Origin of the sequence: Corynebacterium sp. Z-1 (assembly GCF_031844665.1) — a bacterium.
In the GTDB taxonomy this organism is placed as follows: domain Bacteria; phylum Actinomycetota; class Actinomycetes; order Mycobacteriales; family Mycobacteriaceae; genus Corynebacterium; species Corynebacterium sanguinis.
Map to the genome: position 1 here is coordinate 962,996 of NZ_CP134621.1, position 14,949 is coordinate 977,944.

The 14,949-nt window shown below is 66.2% G+C and carries 14 protein-coding genes; 5 read left to right on the plus strand and 9 right to left on the minus strand.

From position 1 onward, the window contains the following. Positions 1-17: 17 nt before the first annotated feature. The gene (locus tag RIU96_RS04790; protein WP_144317366.1) at positions 18-1,172 is read left to right on the plus strand and encodes a bifunctional 2-methylcitrate synthase/citrate synthase; all 1,155 of its coding nucleotides are present in this window, start codon (positions 18-20) and stop codon (positions 1,170-1,172) included. A 220-nt stretch (positions 1,173-1,392) separates the two neighbouring features. After that, positions 1,393-4,803 (plus strand): pyruvate carboxylase, encoded by a 3,411-nt coding sequence (locus RIU96_RS04795; RefSeq protein ID WP_259818370.1) that lies wholly within the window; start codon positions 1,393-1,395, stop codon positions 4,801-4,803. Here RIU96_RS04795 and RIU96_RS04800 read toward each other — a convergent pair. The 3 genes from RIU96_RS04800 to RIU96_RS04810 form a co-directional block, all read right to left on the minus strand. Next, positions 4,800-5,273, minus strand: a complete 474-nt coding sequence (locus RIU96_RS04800) for a GNAT family N-acetyltransferase (protein WP_136650890.1) — start codon at positions 5,271-5,273, stop codon at positions 4,800-4,802. The two genes, RIU96_RS04795 and RIU96_RS04800, sit on opposite strands and share 4 nt — an antisense overlap. A 17-nt stretch (positions 5,274-5,290) precedes the next feature. Continuing rightward, the gene (locus tag RIU96_RS04805) at positions 5,291-7,048 is read right to left on the minus strand and encodes an acetyl/propionyl/methylcrotonyl-CoA carboxylase subunit alpha (RefSeq protein ID WP_186365381.1); all 1,758 of its coding nucleotides are present in this window, start codon (positions 7,046-7,048) and stop codon (positions 5,291-5,293) included. Between the two features lie 137 nt (positions 7,049-7,185). Beyond that, positions 7,186-8,043, minus strand: a complete 858-nt coding sequence (locus RIU96_RS04810) for a sulfurtransferase (RefSeq protein WP_144317363.1) — start codon at positions 8,041-8,043, stop codon at positions 7,186-7,188. Between the two features lie 179 nt (positions 8,044-8,222). On the opposite strand from RIU96_RS04810, the gene RIU96_RS04815 reads away from it, so the two are divergent. Beyond that, positions 8,223-9,287: a Cj0069 family protein gene (locus RIU96_RS04815; RefSeq protein WP_144317362.1), complete on the plus strand. Its 1,065-nt coding sequence runs from the start codon at positions 8,223-8,225 to the stop codon at positions 9,285-9,287. 9 nt (positions 9,288-9,296) lie between these two features. Here the strand turns inward: RIU96_RS04815 and RIU96_RS04820 are convergent, their stop codons facing one another. The 4 genes from RIU96_RS04820 to RIU96_RS04835 form a co-directional block, all read right to left on the minus strand. After that, positions 9,297-9,692: a DUF3151 domain-containing protein gene (locus tag RIU96_RS04820; RefSeq protein WP_144317361.1), complete on the minus strand. Its 396-nt coding sequence runs from the start codon at positions 9,690-9,692 to the stop codon at positions 9,297-9,299. 210 nt (positions 9,693-9,902) lie between these two features. After that, a complete protein-coding gene (locus tag RIU96_RS04825; protein WP_144317360.1) occupies positions 9,903-10,496 on the minus strand; it encodes a Maf family protein in 594 nt (197 codons plus the stop codon). Further along, positions 10,496-10,693, minus strand: coding sequence for an acyl-CoA carboxylase subunit epsilon (locus RIU96_RS04830; RefSeq protein WP_006839571.1), 198 nt, complete (start codon positions 10,691-10,693; stop codon positions 10,496-10,498). The genes RIU96_RS04825 and RIU96_RS04830 overlap by 1 nt, the downstream gene beginning before the upstream one ends. A gap of 15 nt (positions 10,694-10,708) precedes the next feature. After that, positions 10,709-12,223: an acyl-CoA carboxylase subunit beta gene (locus tag RIU96_RS04835; protein ID WP_259818369.1), complete on the minus strand. Its 1,515-nt coding sequence runs from the start codon at positions 12,221-12,223 to the stop codon at positions 10,709-10,711. Between the two features lie 177 nt (positions 12,224-12,400). Between RIU96_RS04835 and RIU96_RS04840 the strand changes: the two genes are divergently transcribed. Together RIU96_RS04840 and RIU96_RS04845 are read left to right on the plus strand one after the other, a co-directional pair. Next, a complete protein-coding gene (locus RIU96_RS04840; protein ID WP_259818368.1) occupies positions 12,401-13,057 on the plus strand; it encodes an SAM-dependent methyltransferase in 657 nt (218 codons plus the stop codon). Between the two features lie 88 nt (positions 13,058-13,145). Next, positions 13,146-14,075 carry an RNase H family protein gene (locus RIU96_RS04845; protein ID WP_259818366.1) on the plus strand — a complete coding sequence of 310 codons (930 nt, stop codon included), beginning with the start codon at positions 13,146-13,148 and terminating at the stop codon, positions 14,073-14,075. A gap of 43 nt (positions 14,076-14,118) precedes the next feature. On the opposite strand, the gene RIU96_RS04850 is transcribed toward RIU96_RS04845, so the two are convergent. Next, a complete protein-coding gene (locus tag RIU96_RS04850) occupies positions 14,119-14,496 on the minus strand; it encodes a DUF3253 domain-containing protein (RefSeq protein WP_375544267.1) in 378 nt (125 codons plus the stop codon). Next, a complete protein-coding gene (locus tag RIU96_RS04855) occupies positions 14,391-14,753 on the minus strand; it encodes a DoxX family protein (protein ID WP_144317356.1) in 363 nt (120 codons plus the stop codon). The genes RIU96_RS04850 and RIU96_RS04855 overlap by 106 nt, the downstream gene beginning before the upstream one ends. Positions 14,754-14,949 lie beyond the last annotated feature (196 nt).

Genomic DNA, 14,949 nt, shown 5'->3' on the forward strand with positions numbered 1-14,949 from the left:
AAGTAAGGAGCACCACCATGACCGAGCAAGAAGTGCGCAAGGGCCTCTACGGCGTTGTCGCTGACTACACTGCCATCTCCAAAGTCAACCCCGAGACCAACTCGCTGCTCTACCGCGGCTACCCCGTTCAGGAGCTCGCCGACAACGTCAGCTTCGAAGAGGTTGCGCTGCTGCTGTGGAACGGCGAGCTTCCCACCGGCGAGGAGCTTGAGGAGTTCTACGCCAAGGCTCGCGCCCGCCGCGGCCTCGACGAGGAGCTCATCGGCGTCATCGAGGCCATGCCGAAGGACTGCCACCCGATGGACGTGCTGCGCACAGCTGTGTCGTTTCTGGGCACGCGCGACCCGCACAAGTTCACCCAGGACACCGACCACATCCGCGACATCGCGCTGACGCTTCTGACCAAGCTGCCGACCATCGTGGCGCTTGATATCCGCCGCCGCCGCGGCGAGGGTTACATCGAGCCGGACCCGGCGAAGGGCTACGCCGAGAACTTCCTCTGGATGGTCTTCGGCGACGGCGAGGGCTCGCCCGCGACGATCCCGTCGGACATTGAGGCATTCGAGAAGTCGATGATCCTTTACGCCGAGCACTCCTTCAACGCCTCGACGTTCGCGGCCCGCGTGATCACGTCCACCAACTCGGACACATGGTCCGCTGTGACCGGCGCGATCGGCGCGCTCAAGGGCCCGCTGCACGGCGGCGCCAACGAGTTCGTCATGCACAACTTCGTCGAGATCGACGACCCGGCCAAGGCCGAGGAGTGGACCCTGGACAAGCTCAAGAACAAGGAGCTTGTCATGGGCTTCGGCCACCGCGTGTACAAGAAGGGCGACTCGCGCGTGCCGACGATGGAGGCCTGCTTTAAGAAGCTCGCCGCCGAGCACGAGGCGAAGGACCCGAATAAGGGTGCTGCGAAGTGGGTCGAGATCTACGACATCATGGCCAAGACCATGTACGACAATACCTCGATCCACATCATGCCGAACCTGGACTTCCCGGCCGGCCCGGCCTACTACATCCTCGGTTTCGACATCGAGTTCTTCACCCCGCTGTTCGTCATGGCGCGCATCACCGGCTGGACCGCGCACATCATTGAGCAGTACAGCAACCCGACGATCATCCGCCCGCTGGCCGCGTACAACGGCCCGGATGAGCGCCACGTGCGCTAGCCGACGGGTTGAGTGACAAAAGTTGCACCGCTGGTGCAACTTTTGTCATTTTCCCAGGTCGTTTTCGGCGCCGGTACAACTTTTGTCACTGGCCCCACCAGCACCCACAATCACAGAAGCCCCCACACAGAGCGACATTCAAGCCCGCTCGTGTGCCTTCTTTGGGGGTTAGAATCAGCTTTAGCATGACCCCACACCCGCTCGGGAAAGGACCACCACCATGGCTCGCACGCTTCCGCACTTTGACAAAGTCCTCGTTGCCAATCGGGGTGAGATCGCCGTGAGGGCGTTTCGTGCAGCGTTCGAGACCGGGGCCAAAACGGTCGCGGTCTACCCGCGCGAGGATCGCAACTCCTTCCACCGCCCGTTTGCGGACGAGGCCGTGCAGATCGGCGTCGAAGGCCAGCCGGTGCGCGCCTACCTGGACATCGACGAGATCATCTCCGCCGCGAAGAAGACGGGCGCGGATGCCGTCTACCCCGGCTACGGCTTCCTCTCCGAGCGCGCCGAGCTTGCTCGTGAGTGCGCCGAGAACGGGATCACCTTCATCGGCCCCAGCCCGGAAACGCTCGACCTCACCGGCGACAAGGCAGCCGCCGTGCAGGCCGCGGAGCGCGCAGGGCTGCCCACGCTGAAAGACTCCGAGCCCTCGGACGACCCGGCGCAGATCGCGGAGTTTGCCAAGGAGTTCGAGTTCCCCGTCTTTGTCAAGGCCGTGGCGGGCGGCGGTGGGCGCGGGATGAGGTTCGTGGAGCGTGAGCAGGACGTCGAAAAGCTCGCGGCAGAAGCCTCGCGTGAGGCGGAGGCGGCCTTCGGTGATGCGCGGGCGTACGTCGAGCGCGCGGTGATCAACCCGCAGCACATCGAGGTGCAGATCCTCGCTGATTCCGCGGGCAACGTCATCCACCTGTTCGAGCGCGACTGCTCGATGCAGCGCCGCCACCAGAAGGTCGTGGAGATCGCGCCGGCGCAGCACATTACGCAGGAGCAGCGCGAGCGCATCTGCGCCGACGCGGTGCGCTTCTGCAAGGAGATCAACTACTCCGGTGCAGGCACGGTCGAGTTCCTCGTCGACGAGAACGGCAACCACGTGTTCATCGAGATGAACCCGCGCGTCCAGGTCGAGCACACCGTGACCGAGGAGGTCACGGGCGTGGACATCGTGCGCTCGCAGCTCTACATCGCGGCGGGCGCGACGCTTGAGGACCTCGGCCTGGACCAGGAGAGCGTGCAGCTCACGGGCGCCGCGCTGCAGTGCCGCATCACCACCGAGGATCCCGCCAACGGGTTCCGCCCGGACTCCGGCCTGATCACCGGGTACCGCTCGCCGGGCGGTGCGGGCGTGCGTCTCGACGGCTCCGTTGCCGTCGGCACCGAAATTACCCCCAACTTCGATTCCTTGCTGGTGAAGATGACCTGCCGCGGCAAGGACTTCCAGATCGCCGTGGACCGCTCGCTGCGCGCGCTCAACGAGTTCAGCGTCACGGGCGTCTCCACCAACATCGGGTTCCTGCGCGAGCTGCTTTCCGACCCCGACTTCCGCTACAAGCGCGTGAACACCAACTTCATCGCCGACCACCCGCACCTGCTGGAGGCGCCCGCGGCGGCGGACGAGATCGGCCGCATCCTCGACTACGTCGGCCACGTCACCGTCAACCAGCCCAACGGGCCGCGGCCGACGAACATCGCGCCTTCGAAGAAGCTGCCCGAGCGCGACTACGGCGAGCTGCCGCGCGGTTCGCGCGACGACCTGCTGGAGCTCGGCCCCGAAAAGTGGGCGCAGAAGCTGCGCGAGCAGACCGCACTCGGCGTCACCGAGACGACCTTCCGCGACGCGCACCAGTCGCTTCTGGCGACGCGCATCCGCACGAACACGCTCGTCGCCGCGGCGAAGCACGTCGGCCACCTCACCCCGCAGCTGACCTCGGTCGAGGCGTGGGGCGGGGCAACCTACGACGTCGCCATGCGCTTCTTGCACGAGTCGCCGTGGATGCGTCTCGACGAGATCCGCGAAGTGCTGCCGAACGTGAACTTGCAGATGCTGCTGCGCGGGCGCAACACCGTCGGCTACACCCCGTACCCGGACAGCGTGACCAAGGCGTTCGTCGCGGAGGCCGCCCGCAGCGGCATCGACATCTTCCGCATCTTCGACGCTCTTAACGACGTCTCGCAGATGCGCCCGGCCATCGACGCCGTGCTGGAGACCAACACCACCGTCGCCGAGGTGGCGATGGCGTACTCCGGCAACCTGCTCGACCCGGCCGAGGACCTCTACACATTGGATTACTACCTGCGGCTTGCCGAGGAGATCGTGGGCACCGGGGCGCACGTGCTAGCGATTAAGGACATGGCCGGCCTGATGCGCCCGGCCGCCGCGACGCGGCTGGTCGGCGCGCTGCGCGAGCGCTTCGACCTGCCCATCCACGTGCACACGCACGATACGGCGGGCGGGCAGCTCGCGACCTACCTCGCGGCGGCCGCCGCGGGCGCCGACGTTGTCGACGTCGCCTCCGCCCCGCTGGCCGGCACCACGTCGCAGCCCTCGATGTCCGCACTCGTCGCCGCGTTTGCCAACACCGAGCGCGACACGGGGCTCTCGCTGGAGGCGGTCTCCGACATGGAGCCCTACTGGGAGGCCGTGCGTCAGGTGTACGCTCCGTTTGAATCCGGCATCCCGGGCCCCACGGGACGCGTGTACAAGCACGAGATCCCCGGCGGCCAGCTCTCCAACCTGCGCACCCAGGCCAACGCGCTGGGCCTCGGCGATCGCTTTGAGCTGATCGAGGACTACTACGCCGCGGTCAACGAGATCCTCGGGCGCCCGACCAAGGTGACGCCGTCGTCGAAGGTGGTCGGCGACCTCGCGCTGCACCTCGTGGGCGCGGGTGTGGACCCGCACGAGTTCGCCGAGAACCCGCGCAAGTTCGACATCCCCGAGTCGGTCATCGGCTTCCTCCAGGGCGAGCTGGGCACCCCGCCCGGCGGCTGGCCGGAGCTGCGCGACAAGGCGCTTGAAGACCGCGCCGTGGTCAACCGCACCGTCGAGGTCCCCGCCGAGGCTGCGGAGGCTTTGAAATCCGACGACGAGAAGCTGCGGCGCGAGGCGCTGGACAAGCTGCTGTTTCCCAAGCAGTACGAGGAGTTTCTGGAGCACCGCCGGACCTACGGCATTACCGACCAGCTCTCCGACAAGGCGTTCTTCTACGGGCTGGTCGAGGGCGAGGAAAACCTCATCTACTACGGCGAGGTCGCCGAAGAGAAGACCCCGTTGGTCGTGCGACTCGAGGCAATCGGCGACGCCGACGAAAAGGGCATGCGCCAGGTGATCTTCACCGTCAACGGCCAGGTCCGCCCGCTGCGCGTGCGCGACGAGAGCGCGGAGTCCTCGGTGGCGGAGGTGGAGAAGGCCGACACGTCCAACCCGGGCCACGTCGCTGCCCCGTTCGCCGGGGTTGTCAACGTCACGGTTAACGTCGGCGACGAGGTCAAAGAGGGCGACCAGGTTGCCACGATTGAGGCGATGAAGATGGAGGCCGCGATCTCCGCGCCGAAGGACGGCACGATCGAGCGCATCGCACTGACGAAGGCGACGAAGGTCGAGGGCGGCGACCTCGTGGTGGTCATTAGCTAGAGCTCAAGCGCCATCACGTTAGCGGCGCGCGCGTCGCGGAACCCGAACGTTTCATAGCGGTGCCGCGCCCTAGGGTTGTTGGGGTCTACGAACAGGGCCACGCGCCGCGCCCCCTGGGCCCATGCCAGGTCGCAGGCGGCGCGCAGCAGCGTCGTGCCGAGGGCGTGGCCCGCGAAGCGGTTCTCCACGGCGATGGCAAGCTCGGGGACGTCGGGGCCGAGGTTTGCAAAGCCCTGCTCGGGGGTGGCCCAGTAGCGCAACCAGACCCCGCCAGCCGGGGTGCGGTAGGGGTCGAACGCGATGACTCCGCCGTCGCGCTCGGGGTCCCACTGGTCGACGTACTCGGCCACGCCGTGCAGCGAGGACTCGCCAAGCGGGGCAGACTCGTCGCCGAACACCTCGGTGAGGTAGTTGAGGCGCTGGATGTAGGTGCGGTCTGATTCGCTGGCCGGGCGCAGTGTGAACTCCATTCGCTCAACCCTAGTGCCTACTTCAGCTCCATCAGCACAGCGCCCTTGTTGACCTGGCCGCCCTCGAGCGCGGCCAGGCCCGCGACGGTACCGGACTTGTGGGCCTTAACCGGGTTTTCCATCTTCATTGCTTCGAGGATGAGTACGACATCGCCCTCGGCGACCTCGTCACCCTCCGAGACGTTGACCTTGATCACGGTTCCCTGCATCGGTGCCGCGACAGCGTCGCCAGACGTGGCGACCTTGGTGCCGGAGGCGCGGCGCTTCTTCGTCTTGCGGCGCGGTCCGCCGCCGAGGATCAGGGAGTGGGGCAGAGCGACCTCGATGCGGCGGCCGTTGACCTCCACGGAGAAGGTGCGCTTCGGCTCGGCGTCGTCGGCATCTGCGTCTGTGTCGGAATCCTCGTACGGCGGGATCTGGTTGTCCCACTCCTCTTCGATCCAGCGGGTGTAGACGTCGAAGGATTCGCCGTTGCCGGTAAACGCGGCGTCGTCAAGCACTGCCTTGTGGAAGGGGATGACGGTGGGCAGACCTGTGACCGTGTACTCGGACAGCGCGCGCTTGGCGCGCTCGATGGCCTCGTCGCGGGTCTCGCCGTAAACGATGAGCTTGGCCAGCATGGAATCGAACTGCCCGCCGACGACCGAACCGGTGCGCACGCCGGAGTCGACGCGCACGCCCGGGCCGGAGGGCTCGGCGTACTCGGTGATGGTGCCCGGAGCCGGCATGAAGTTCGCGGCCGGGTCCTCGCCGTTGATGCGGAACTCGATCGCGTGGCCGCGCGGGGCGGGGTCCTCGCTCAGGCGCAGCTTCTCACCCTGCGCGATGCGGAACTGCTCGCGCACCAGGTCGATACCAGCGGTGACCTCGGTGACGGGGTGCTCGACCTGCAGGCGCGTGTTGACCTCCAAAAACGAGATCAGGCCGTCAGAGCCCACGAGGTACTCGACGGTGCCGGCGCCGTAGTAACCCGCCTCGCGGCAGATAGCCTTGGCGGAGGAGTGGATGCGTTCGCGCTGCTCATCGGTCAAAAACGGCGCGGGCGCCTCTTCGACGAGCTTCTGAAAGCGGCGCTGCAACGAGCAATCGCGCGTGCCGACGACCACCACATTGCCGTGCTGGTCCGCCAGCACCTGCGCCTCGACGTGGCGCGCCTTGTCCAGGTAGCGCTCGACGAAGCACTCGCCGCGGCCGAAGGCGGCGACGGCCTCGCGCGTCGCGGAGGCGAACAGCTCGGGGATTTCCTCGCGGGTGTAGGCGACCTTCATGCCGCGGCCGCCGCCACCGAACGCGGCCTTGATGGCCACCGGCAGGCCGTGCTCGTCGGCAAACGCGAGGACTTCGTCCGCGTCGGCGACGGGGTCCTTGGTGCCCGGGGCCATGGGGGCGTCGGCGGCCTGGGCGATGTGGCGGGCGGTGACCTTGTCGCCCAGGGCGGCAATCGACTCGGGGGAGGGGCCGATCCAGGTCAAGCCGGCGTCGATCACGCGGCGGGCGAACTCTGCGTTCTCCGACAGGAAGCCGTAGCCCGGGTGGATGGAATCGGCGCCGGAATCGGCCGCCGCCTTGAGGATCTTGTCAATGTCTAGGTAGGACTCGGCGGCGGTGTTGCCACCGATCGCGAAAGCCTCGTCGGCCATGCCGACGAACGGAGCTGCTGCGTCCGGGCCGGCGTAGACGGCGACGGACGCAATGCCAGCGTCCTTGGCCGCGCGAATGACGCGGACGGCAATTTCACCGCGGTTGGCGACGAGTACCTTCTTCAACTGAGACACGAGTTCGATTCCGTCCTTACTGCGAATTTATAAACGTAATAGGCAATAGCTGTTCAACTAGGTATAGCCACAACGCGCGCTTGAATGTTACAACCTGCGCCCATTATAGAGAATTTAGCTCTAGCGAACTTTCTGCCCTACGCCTCGTCGCGGGCGATCGGAACCCCGACGAGGTTGCCCCACTCCGCCCACGAGCCGTCATATAACGATGCGTGCTCAAACCCGAGCGCGTGGCGCAGCGTGTACCACGTGTGCGCCGCGGCGGCCCCGAGGTTGCAGTAGGTCACCGTTTCTTCTTCGGGGTCGAACTGCGCGTACGCTGCCTCGATGTCCGCGCGGCACTTAAAGCGCGCGTTGGGGTGGACGGCTTCGCCCCACGGGATGTTGACCGCGCCCGGGATGTGCCCGCTGCGCAGACACGATGCGGAGCCAACGTTCGCGGTGCCGGAGAACTCGTCGGGCGTGCGGGCGTCGATAAGCTGCAGCGAGGGCGATTCACGCACGCCGGCGACGAAGGTCCGGATCTTAGAGTCGTCGCGCTCGACCACGGGGTAGGTGACCGCGGGGTAGCTCGGCACGGCGAAGGAGGTGTCGCGTTCTTCGCCCATCCAGGCGTCGCGGCCGCCGTCGAGAAGCCGGACATCGGGGTGGCCGAAGAGCTCGAAGATCCACGCGGTGTAGGAGGCCCACCAGTTGGCGCTGTCGCCGTAAACGACGACGGTGTCCTCGCGCGAGATGCCGCGCGAGCCCATCAGCTCGGCGAAGGCGGCGCCGTCGATGAAGTCGCGGCGCACGGGGTCGTTGAGGTCGCGGCGCCAATCGATGCGCAGCGCACCAGGGATGTGGCCGATGTCGTACAGGAAGGCGTCCTCGTCGGACTCGACGACTTTCAGCCCGTCGACGCCGAGGCGCGCGGACAGCCACGCGGCGGAGACGAACTTTTCGGGGTGGGCGAACTCTTGGAACAGCGGGTGCGGGTCATGCTCGATGCCCATGCGGTACCTTTCCTCGGGCGCGTTCGTATCAGGGTTCCACCATACCCGCGTCGCCGACGGTCCCGGCGCCACCCCCTGCAATGTGACGTTTGTCACTTGCGGACAAGCTTGCCCAGCGTAACGGGCATTTTACACATATCGTCAAAGTCGTAAACACCCATGCGTCAGGAGAGTTCGCAATGCACAAAGCAATCGTCGTTTTCGAGGTCGAAGGCGGTTCCGACAAGTACATCGACGGCCACCGCAAAGACACCATGCCCATCGTCAACTCGATTAAGGAAAAGGGCTGGAACGCCGAGGTCGTCTTCTTCCGCCCCGAGTGGACCGAGGACCTGTTCACCTACGTTTCCGAGAATTTCGACGCTTACATCTCCCGCGTCAACCCCGGCAACATCCCGGGCGGTGAGAAGGGCTACTTCGAGCTTCTGTCCCGCCTCTCCGACGCCGGCCTGGTGGGCATGTCCACCCCGGAGGAGATGATCTCCTACGGCGCTAAGGACGCGCTGGTCAAGCTCAACGACACCGACCTGGTCCCCTCTGACACCGCCGCCTACTACAACGTGGAGGACTTCCACAAGACCTTCCCGGTCTCCCTGTCCTACGGCGAGCGCGTGCTGAAGCAGAACCGCGGCTCCACCGGCTCCGGCATCTGGCGCGTGCGCCTCGCCGACAAGGACCTGGCCGCCTCCATTGAGCCGGGCACCGCGCTGCCGCTCGACACCAAGCTCAAGTGCACCGAGGCCGTGGACAACCACACTGAGGAGCGCGAGCTGGGCGAGTTCATGGACTTCTGTGACCAGTACATCGTCGGCGACAACGGCATGCTCGTGGACATGCGCTTCCTGCCGCGCATCGTCGAGGGCGAAATCCGCATCCTGCTCGTTGGCCCGCACCCGGTCTTCGTCGTGCACAAGAAGCCGGCTGAGGGTGGCGACGCGTTCTCCGCAACCTTGTTCTCCGGCGCGAAGTACACCTACAACAAGCCGGAGGAGTGGCAGGAACTCGTCGACATGTTCGCCGCAGCCCGCCCGGTGATCGCGGAGAAGCTCGGCGGCGACAACATCCCGCTGATCTGGACCGCCGACTTCATGCTTGCCGACGACGATCACAGTGGCAAGGACACCTACGTCCTCGGCGAGATCAACTGCTCCTGCGTCGGCTTCACCTCCGAGCTGCACATGGGCATCCAGGACCTAGTGGCTGAGGAAGCCATCAAGCGCGTGGAGGAGAAGCACTCCGCGTAAGTAAGAGCTTTACAGCAGCTTATCGACGCTTCCCGGATCAGCGTCGCTGAGCATCTGGCGGCACCGGTCGTACTCGTCGGTGTCGCCAATTGCTTCGGAGGCCAACGCCAGCATGGCGATCGCCTTGAGCACCCCGCGGTTCGGGGCGTGGCTGGCGGGCACCGGGCCCCACCCCTTCCAGCCGTTGGCGCGAAGCCGATCCAGCGAGCGGTGGTAGCCGGTGCGCGCGTAAGCGTAGGCGATGAGCACGTCGCCGTCCGTGAGTTCGACGGCGGCACGGGCAGCCCACACCGCCGGCGACTCCGGATGCGACAGCGCGGTCTCGCGGTCGAGCAGGTCGAGGTTGTCTGCGGGGTCCTCGGGCAGGTGGACGGGCGGCGGGGCAAGCATGTCGTTGATTTCCATGGCTGTCAGGCTACCCGAGTGGTTGCCAGACGTGGGTGGGCATGAAGGAGGGTGCGCTGCATGCTTAAGCCCACGTCCGCATAGTTTGGACTGCGCAATCTGGCGTGACGTAACGGCAAAACCCCAGGCCGCGACAAGCCGCCGAGCCCACATTGCGCAGTCGGCCCCGCCGCGGCGTGGTGTCCGGCGACGGTTGCCCAGCGCGTCGGCCTATTTCCCAGCCCAGAACTGCGACGCGGACAGCCCGAAGGAGTACAGGGCGCGGCGCAGCAGCGGCATGGACAGGCCAATCACGCTCGAGGGATCGCCCTCGATGGAGTCGATGAACCAGCTGCCCAGGGCCTCCAGGGTAAAGGCCCCGGCGCACTCGAGCGGCTCGCCCGAGCGCGCGTAGGCCTCGATATCGGCATCCGAGACCTGGCCGAAGGCGATGGTGGTGGCAACGCTCTCTGTCACCCATTGGCCCTGGTAGTGCACGGCGTGGCCGGTAATCAACTGGGCGGTTTTGCCGCGCTGGGCGCGCCACCGCGCAACCGTGGCCTCAATCGAGTGGGGTTTGCCTTGGAGCTGGCCGTCGAGAAGCAGCATGGAATCGCAGCCGATGATCACGTCGCCGGGGTACTGGGACGCGACCGCTGCCGCTTTCGCGCGGGCGAGGGCGGTGACGGTGTCGGCAGGCCCGGCGGTGGAGGCGGCAAGCAGCGCGTCCTCATCGATGTGCGCCGGGTGGATCACGGGGCGCACGCCTGCGTTTTCCAGCAGCATCCGCCGCGACGGCGACTGGGAGGCGAGAACGAGTCGCATCAGAAGTAGGTGACGTTGGAAAACGCGCCCGGGTTAAACAGCGGGCGGGGGTGTAGCGGGGTGACGTGGCTGCCCCACAGGTTGCGCTCGCCCGGGTCCTGGGCGTTCGTGGCTTTGGCCTGCAGGTCTGCCAGCACCATCGTCAGCGCGGTGAGCTCGTCGTCGGTCGGGTTGCCCTTGATCAGGGTGATGTCCATCGAGAAAGTCTCCTTCTACAGCGGGATGTTGCCGTGCTTCTTGGCGGGTGGGTAAACCACCTTGCGCTCAAGCAGGCGCAGGCCTTCGAGGATACGGGCGCGGGTGGTAGACGGCTCGATGACCGCGTCGACCAGGCCGCGCTCGGTGGCCACGTAGGGGTTGAGGTTCTCCGCGGCGTAAGCGTCCGCGTCCGTGGCGAGGGCCGCGGCGGCGGTGGGGGCGTCGGCAAGCGCGATTTGCGCCGTGGGCCAGGCGAAGACGAGGTCAGCACCGAGGTCCTTGGCGCCCATGAGCGTGTACGAGGGGCCGATGGCCTTGCGTGTGACCACGGTGATCGTGCCCACCTGGGCCTCGGCGAAGGCGTACGCCAGGGACGCGGCGCGCGTGATCACGCCGGACTTTTCTTCCTCGATCGAGGGGACGAATCCGGGCGAATCGACGAGCAGCAGAAGCGGCAGGTTGAACGCGTCGCAGGTGCGGATAAAGCGCGCGGCCTTGATGGCGGCGTCGTTGGTGAGGCAGCCCGCGAGGACGGACGGCTGGTTGGCCACGATGCCCACCGCGCGGCCGCCGACGCGGGCGAAACCGGTCACGATGTTGTCGGCGTGCGCGGCGCCCAGCTCGAGGAAATCGCCGTCGGTGATTGCCGCGATGATGTCGAGCACGTCGTAGGCCGCGCTCTCGTCGTCGGGCATGAAGGCGTCGAGGTCCGTTTCGCCAGGCTGCGGGTTGTCGCCGACGGGGGAGGCGGCGCGGTTGTTCGTCGGCAGGAACCCGATGACGTCGCGGGCGAGCTGCACCGCGTCCTCATCGGTGGACGTGGTCAGCTGCGCCAGCCCCGTCGTCGCGGCGTGGACGGTCGCCCCGCCGATGGATTGCGCGGTGGCCTCGGTTCCGGACACCTTGGTCACAATCTCCGGATCCACAAGGTGCAGGGTTGCGCGATCAACCATGATCGCCAGGTCCGCGAGCGGCACGCTAATCGACGCCAGAGACGACGTCGGCCCAGCCACCACAGCGATCTGGGGGATCAGGCCCGAGGCGGCGGTGGCGGCGCGCAGGATCTTGGCTTGCATCGCGCCGGCGACAATGCCCTCGGCCATGCGCGGGCCTGCGGAATCGTAAATCCCGACCAGCGGCACGCCCGTCTTAGTAGCCAGGTCGTAGATCTTGAGGATCTTCTCCGCGGTCACCTCGCCGAGCGCTCCGTCGAAGATGGTGGGGTCTTGGGAGAACACGCAGACCCGGCGGCCGTCGATAAGCCCGTAGCCCGTGACCACGCCGTCGGTGGCGGGCTTGGTGCGATCCATCTTGTAGGCCTCGACGCGGTGGCGGGCCAGCGCGTCCGTTTCAACGAAGCTACCGGGATCCAGCAGCTTTTCCACCCGCTCGCGGGCGGTGGACTGGCCCGCGGCGTGGACCTTCTCAATCGCGTCACGGCCGACCGGCGCCTGCGCTTCCTCCAGGCGGTTGCGAAGGTCGTGGAGACGGCCCGCGGTCGTGGTCAAATCCGGTTTCGTTGAACTCATAATGCCTTAGTCTAACTGTCAGTTTTGTTGTCGGTTGTGTCTGCGGCTCGCTGGCCAGCGCAGGTGGATTCCACGCCGCCCGACCGCAGTGCCTAATGGACTATATCGCCGCGGCGCACAAATTGTTTCGCGGGGTAAAGATCTTGGTCACATCGATTCAAGGTAAACATGGCAGGCATGGACAACAAAGATCACAATGTCACCCCGACGGATGATCCACACGAGTTTTGGGATGCGCGCTACGCGTCCGCCAGCAGCGTGTGGTCCGGGCAGGTCAACGCGGCCCTGGCTGCCGTGGTTGAACCGCTCGACCCAGGTAGCGCGCTTGATCTCGGGTCAGGAGAAGGCGGCGACGTGTGCTGGCTCGCGCAGCGTGGCTGGTTCGCCACTGGTGTGGAGCTGTCTGCGGTCGCCGTCGAGCGCGCTCGCAAGCTCGCGGAGGCAGCCGGGTGCCAAGACCGCGCGCGGTTTATTGCGGATGACCTCACCACGTGGCGCCCGCCGAGCGGGCAACGCTATGACTTGATCACCGCGAGTTTCTTGCAATCTCCCGTCCGGCTAGAGCGTGCGTCGATTCTGTGGGAAATTTCGCGCTACCTCACCCCGGGAGGCCGCATGGTGATCCTCGCGCACGCGAAGCCTCCGGCGTGGCTTGCGGGCACCGGGCGCGGGCCTTCGACGTTCTTTACACCCGACGAAGATCTCGCCGCGCTTGAGCTCGACCCGAATAGTTGGGTCGTGGAGCGCGCCGACACCGTCGAGCGCGAAGCGGCCGGTCCCGAGGGCCAGCCCGGCGTGTGGGAAGATTCCGTCATTGTTGTTCGCGCTGCGTAGCTGGTAGGTGTACGCCCCGGGGGAGGTTCAAAAGGGGGTTCGAAGCAGTCACGGGGCGATGTCGCGGCGGCGCTTTAGTGTCATCGCCATGACCACTCCCGCGAAACCCACCGCAGTTATCCACCACACAGCCCACCTCTCCTCCTGCACGGACACGCTCGTTATTACCGCCGCCGTTAACGGCGAAATAGTGCACGCCAACCGGCAGTTGGTCTCCTCGTCGTTCGAGGTCTTGAACTGGCTTGTCGACGCAGTCAGCGAAACGTGGAAGCACCAGCGCGACGGCATGATCGTGTACATCTCCGACCCCACGATTCGCCGCCTGCTTCGAGACATCCCCGATGCCTACCCCGGTCTTGAGGTCCGCGACGTAGTTACCGGCCCCGCTCTGAAAGCGACATGGGAAGCGTGCAGCCGGGCCCACTCACTGGACCTGCACGGGCCGGTTGAGGCACACATGCCCGAACGCGCCGCCCATTACGTCTACGCAACCGACGCCTCGAAGGGAAAGTCCGGAAGATTGGTCGGTATCGCCGCCGTGGGCGCGAGCGGCACGAAGTGCGAGGTGCTCAGCCGCGTCACCTCCGCAACAACCGTGCTGGAAGGGGAGTTCGCGGCGGTGCACATGATCTTGGAGCAGGTCCGGTACTGCCTGGACGCGCGTGAGCTCGATCTCGTGACCGATTCGCTGACGGTGGCGCGGATTATCAATTCACCCTCGCGCCGCCCTGTCGCGCAGGACTACGAGCGACGCGCCATGGCGGAGCTCGACAGGGTGCGCGCATCCGGGGTCACGGTTCGCGTCAGCTGGGTGCGCGGCCACGCCGGCAACCCACTCAACGAGCTCGCCGATCGCGCCGCGGTGGCGGCTCGCCGCTGCAAGCAGTGGGAGCAGCCGCGGGGGCCGATCGTGAACAAGCTTCGGGACGAGCTCCGGGAGCTTCTCAGCTCGGCCCACCCCGCCGACTTCGTGCCAGCAACTCCGTTGCCCGGCTCGACGAAGGCCATTGGGGCATAGGGAAGAGGCGCAGGATTCGCCAAACCACGTCCCTTTTCCACGGCTACGGAGCAACAGGCGTACTCCACTGCGGTCCGCGGCGGATCCGAATCGGCCCTTTCGCGGCATCGGCCTGGACCACCGTGTCGCCCTGAGTGGCCACGACGACACCGCGAAGAGCGAGCTGAGCGGCTGCTTCGCGCACTGCTGGCATCACATCACGCCAGGAGTCGTCGCCGAGATCGCGCGCCACTTCGGACGGGCAGAGAGAGGACTCTGCGGCGCGAGCAGCAAGCTTATCGACGATCCCTTCACGCAAGTGCTCAGCCGAAACCACTAGGACCGGCCCTTGTAGATCCCCCACGCCGCTCGGATCAACGGGATCTGCAGCGGGACTCGCCCAATGCTGACAATTTGCAAGTACCACGGCTTTTTTCGCCACAGCTGCGCCATGTACACATTCGCGGGCCACACGGCGGTAAGCAGTGCCGCGGCGGCGAAACCGCCGGCCTTCCGGGTGCGCTTGGTGGCCAGCAGCGCGGCCGTCGCCAGTTCCGCAACGCCGGACGCGTAGGTGTAGCTCCGCGCGCTGCCCGGCAACTGTGGCGGTACGATGCTGTCAAAAGGCTGCGGTTTAATAAAGTGGAGAGCGCCCGCGGTGGCGAAAACTGGGGCGAGGGCCTTCTGGATGCCATTCATAACCAACCAGCGTAGCGTCGTGGGGAGTTTCGCGAGTAAGAAGGAATGATCGTCGGCTACGAATGCGCGTGAGGTTACGCTGGGCAGCGGTGCGGAGTAACCTTTTTTCGTTTGGCGGGGATAACCGAGTAACCCCCGAAGAGCTTCACAATCCCGCGGGCCACCTCCGTAAACAAATGCCAGGGACATTGCCCGT

What these genes read in the sequence shown, in the direction of transcription:
- RIU96_RS04790 (WP_144317366.1), top strand. Translation starts at nt 18, where the DNA reads ATGACCGAGCAAGAAGTGCGCAAGGGCCTCTACGGCGTTGTCGCTGAC.
- RIU96_RS04795 (WP_259818370.1), top strand. Translation starts at nt 1,393, where the DNA reads ATGGCTCGCACGCTTCCGCACTTTGACAAAGTCCTCGTTGCCAATCGG.
- RIU96_RS04800 (WP_136650890.1), bottom strand. Translation starts at nt 5,273, where the DNA reads ATGGAGTTCACACTGCGCCCGGCCAGCGAATCAGACCGCACCTACATC.
- RIU96_RS04810 (WP_144317363.1), bottom strand. Translation starts at nt 8,043, where the DNA reads ATGGGCATCGAGCATGACCCGCACCCGCTGTTCCAAGAGTTCGCCCAC.
- RIU96_RS04815 (WP_144317362.1), top strand. Translation starts at nt 8,223, where the DNA reads ATGCACAAAGCAATCGTCGTTTTCGAGGTCGAAGGCGGTTCCGACAAG.
- RIU96_RS04820 (WP_144317361.1), bottom strand. Translation starts at nt 9,692, where the DNA reads ATGGAAATCAACGACATGCTTGCCCCGCCGCCCGTCCACCTGCCCGAG.
- RIU96_RS04825 (WP_144317360.1), bottom strand. Translation starts at nt 10,496, where the DNA reads ATGCGACTCGTTCTCGCCTCCCAGTCGCCGTCGCGGCGGATGCTGCTG.
- RIU96_RS04830 (WP_006839571.1), bottom strand. Translation starts at nt 10,693, where the DNA reads ATGGACATCACCCTGATCAAGGGCAACCCGACCGACGACGAGCTCACC.
- RIU96_RS04835 (WP_259818369.1), bottom strand. Translation starts at nt 12,223, where the DNA reads ATGAGTTCAACGAAACCGGATTTGACCACGACCGCGGGCCGTCTCCAC.
- RIU96_RS04840 (WP_259818368.1), top strand. Translation starts at nt 12,401, where the DNA reads ATGGACAACAAAGATCACAATGTCACCCCGACGGATGATCCACACGAG.
- RIU96_RS04845 (WP_259818366.1), top strand. Translation starts at nt 13,146, where the DNA reads ATGACCACTCCCGCGAAACCCACCGCAGTTATCCACCACACAGCCCAC.
- RIU96_RS04855 (WP_144317356.1), bottom strand. Translation starts at nt 14,753, where the DNA reads ATGAATGGCATCCAGAAGGCCCTCGCCCCAGTTTTCGCCACCGCGGGC.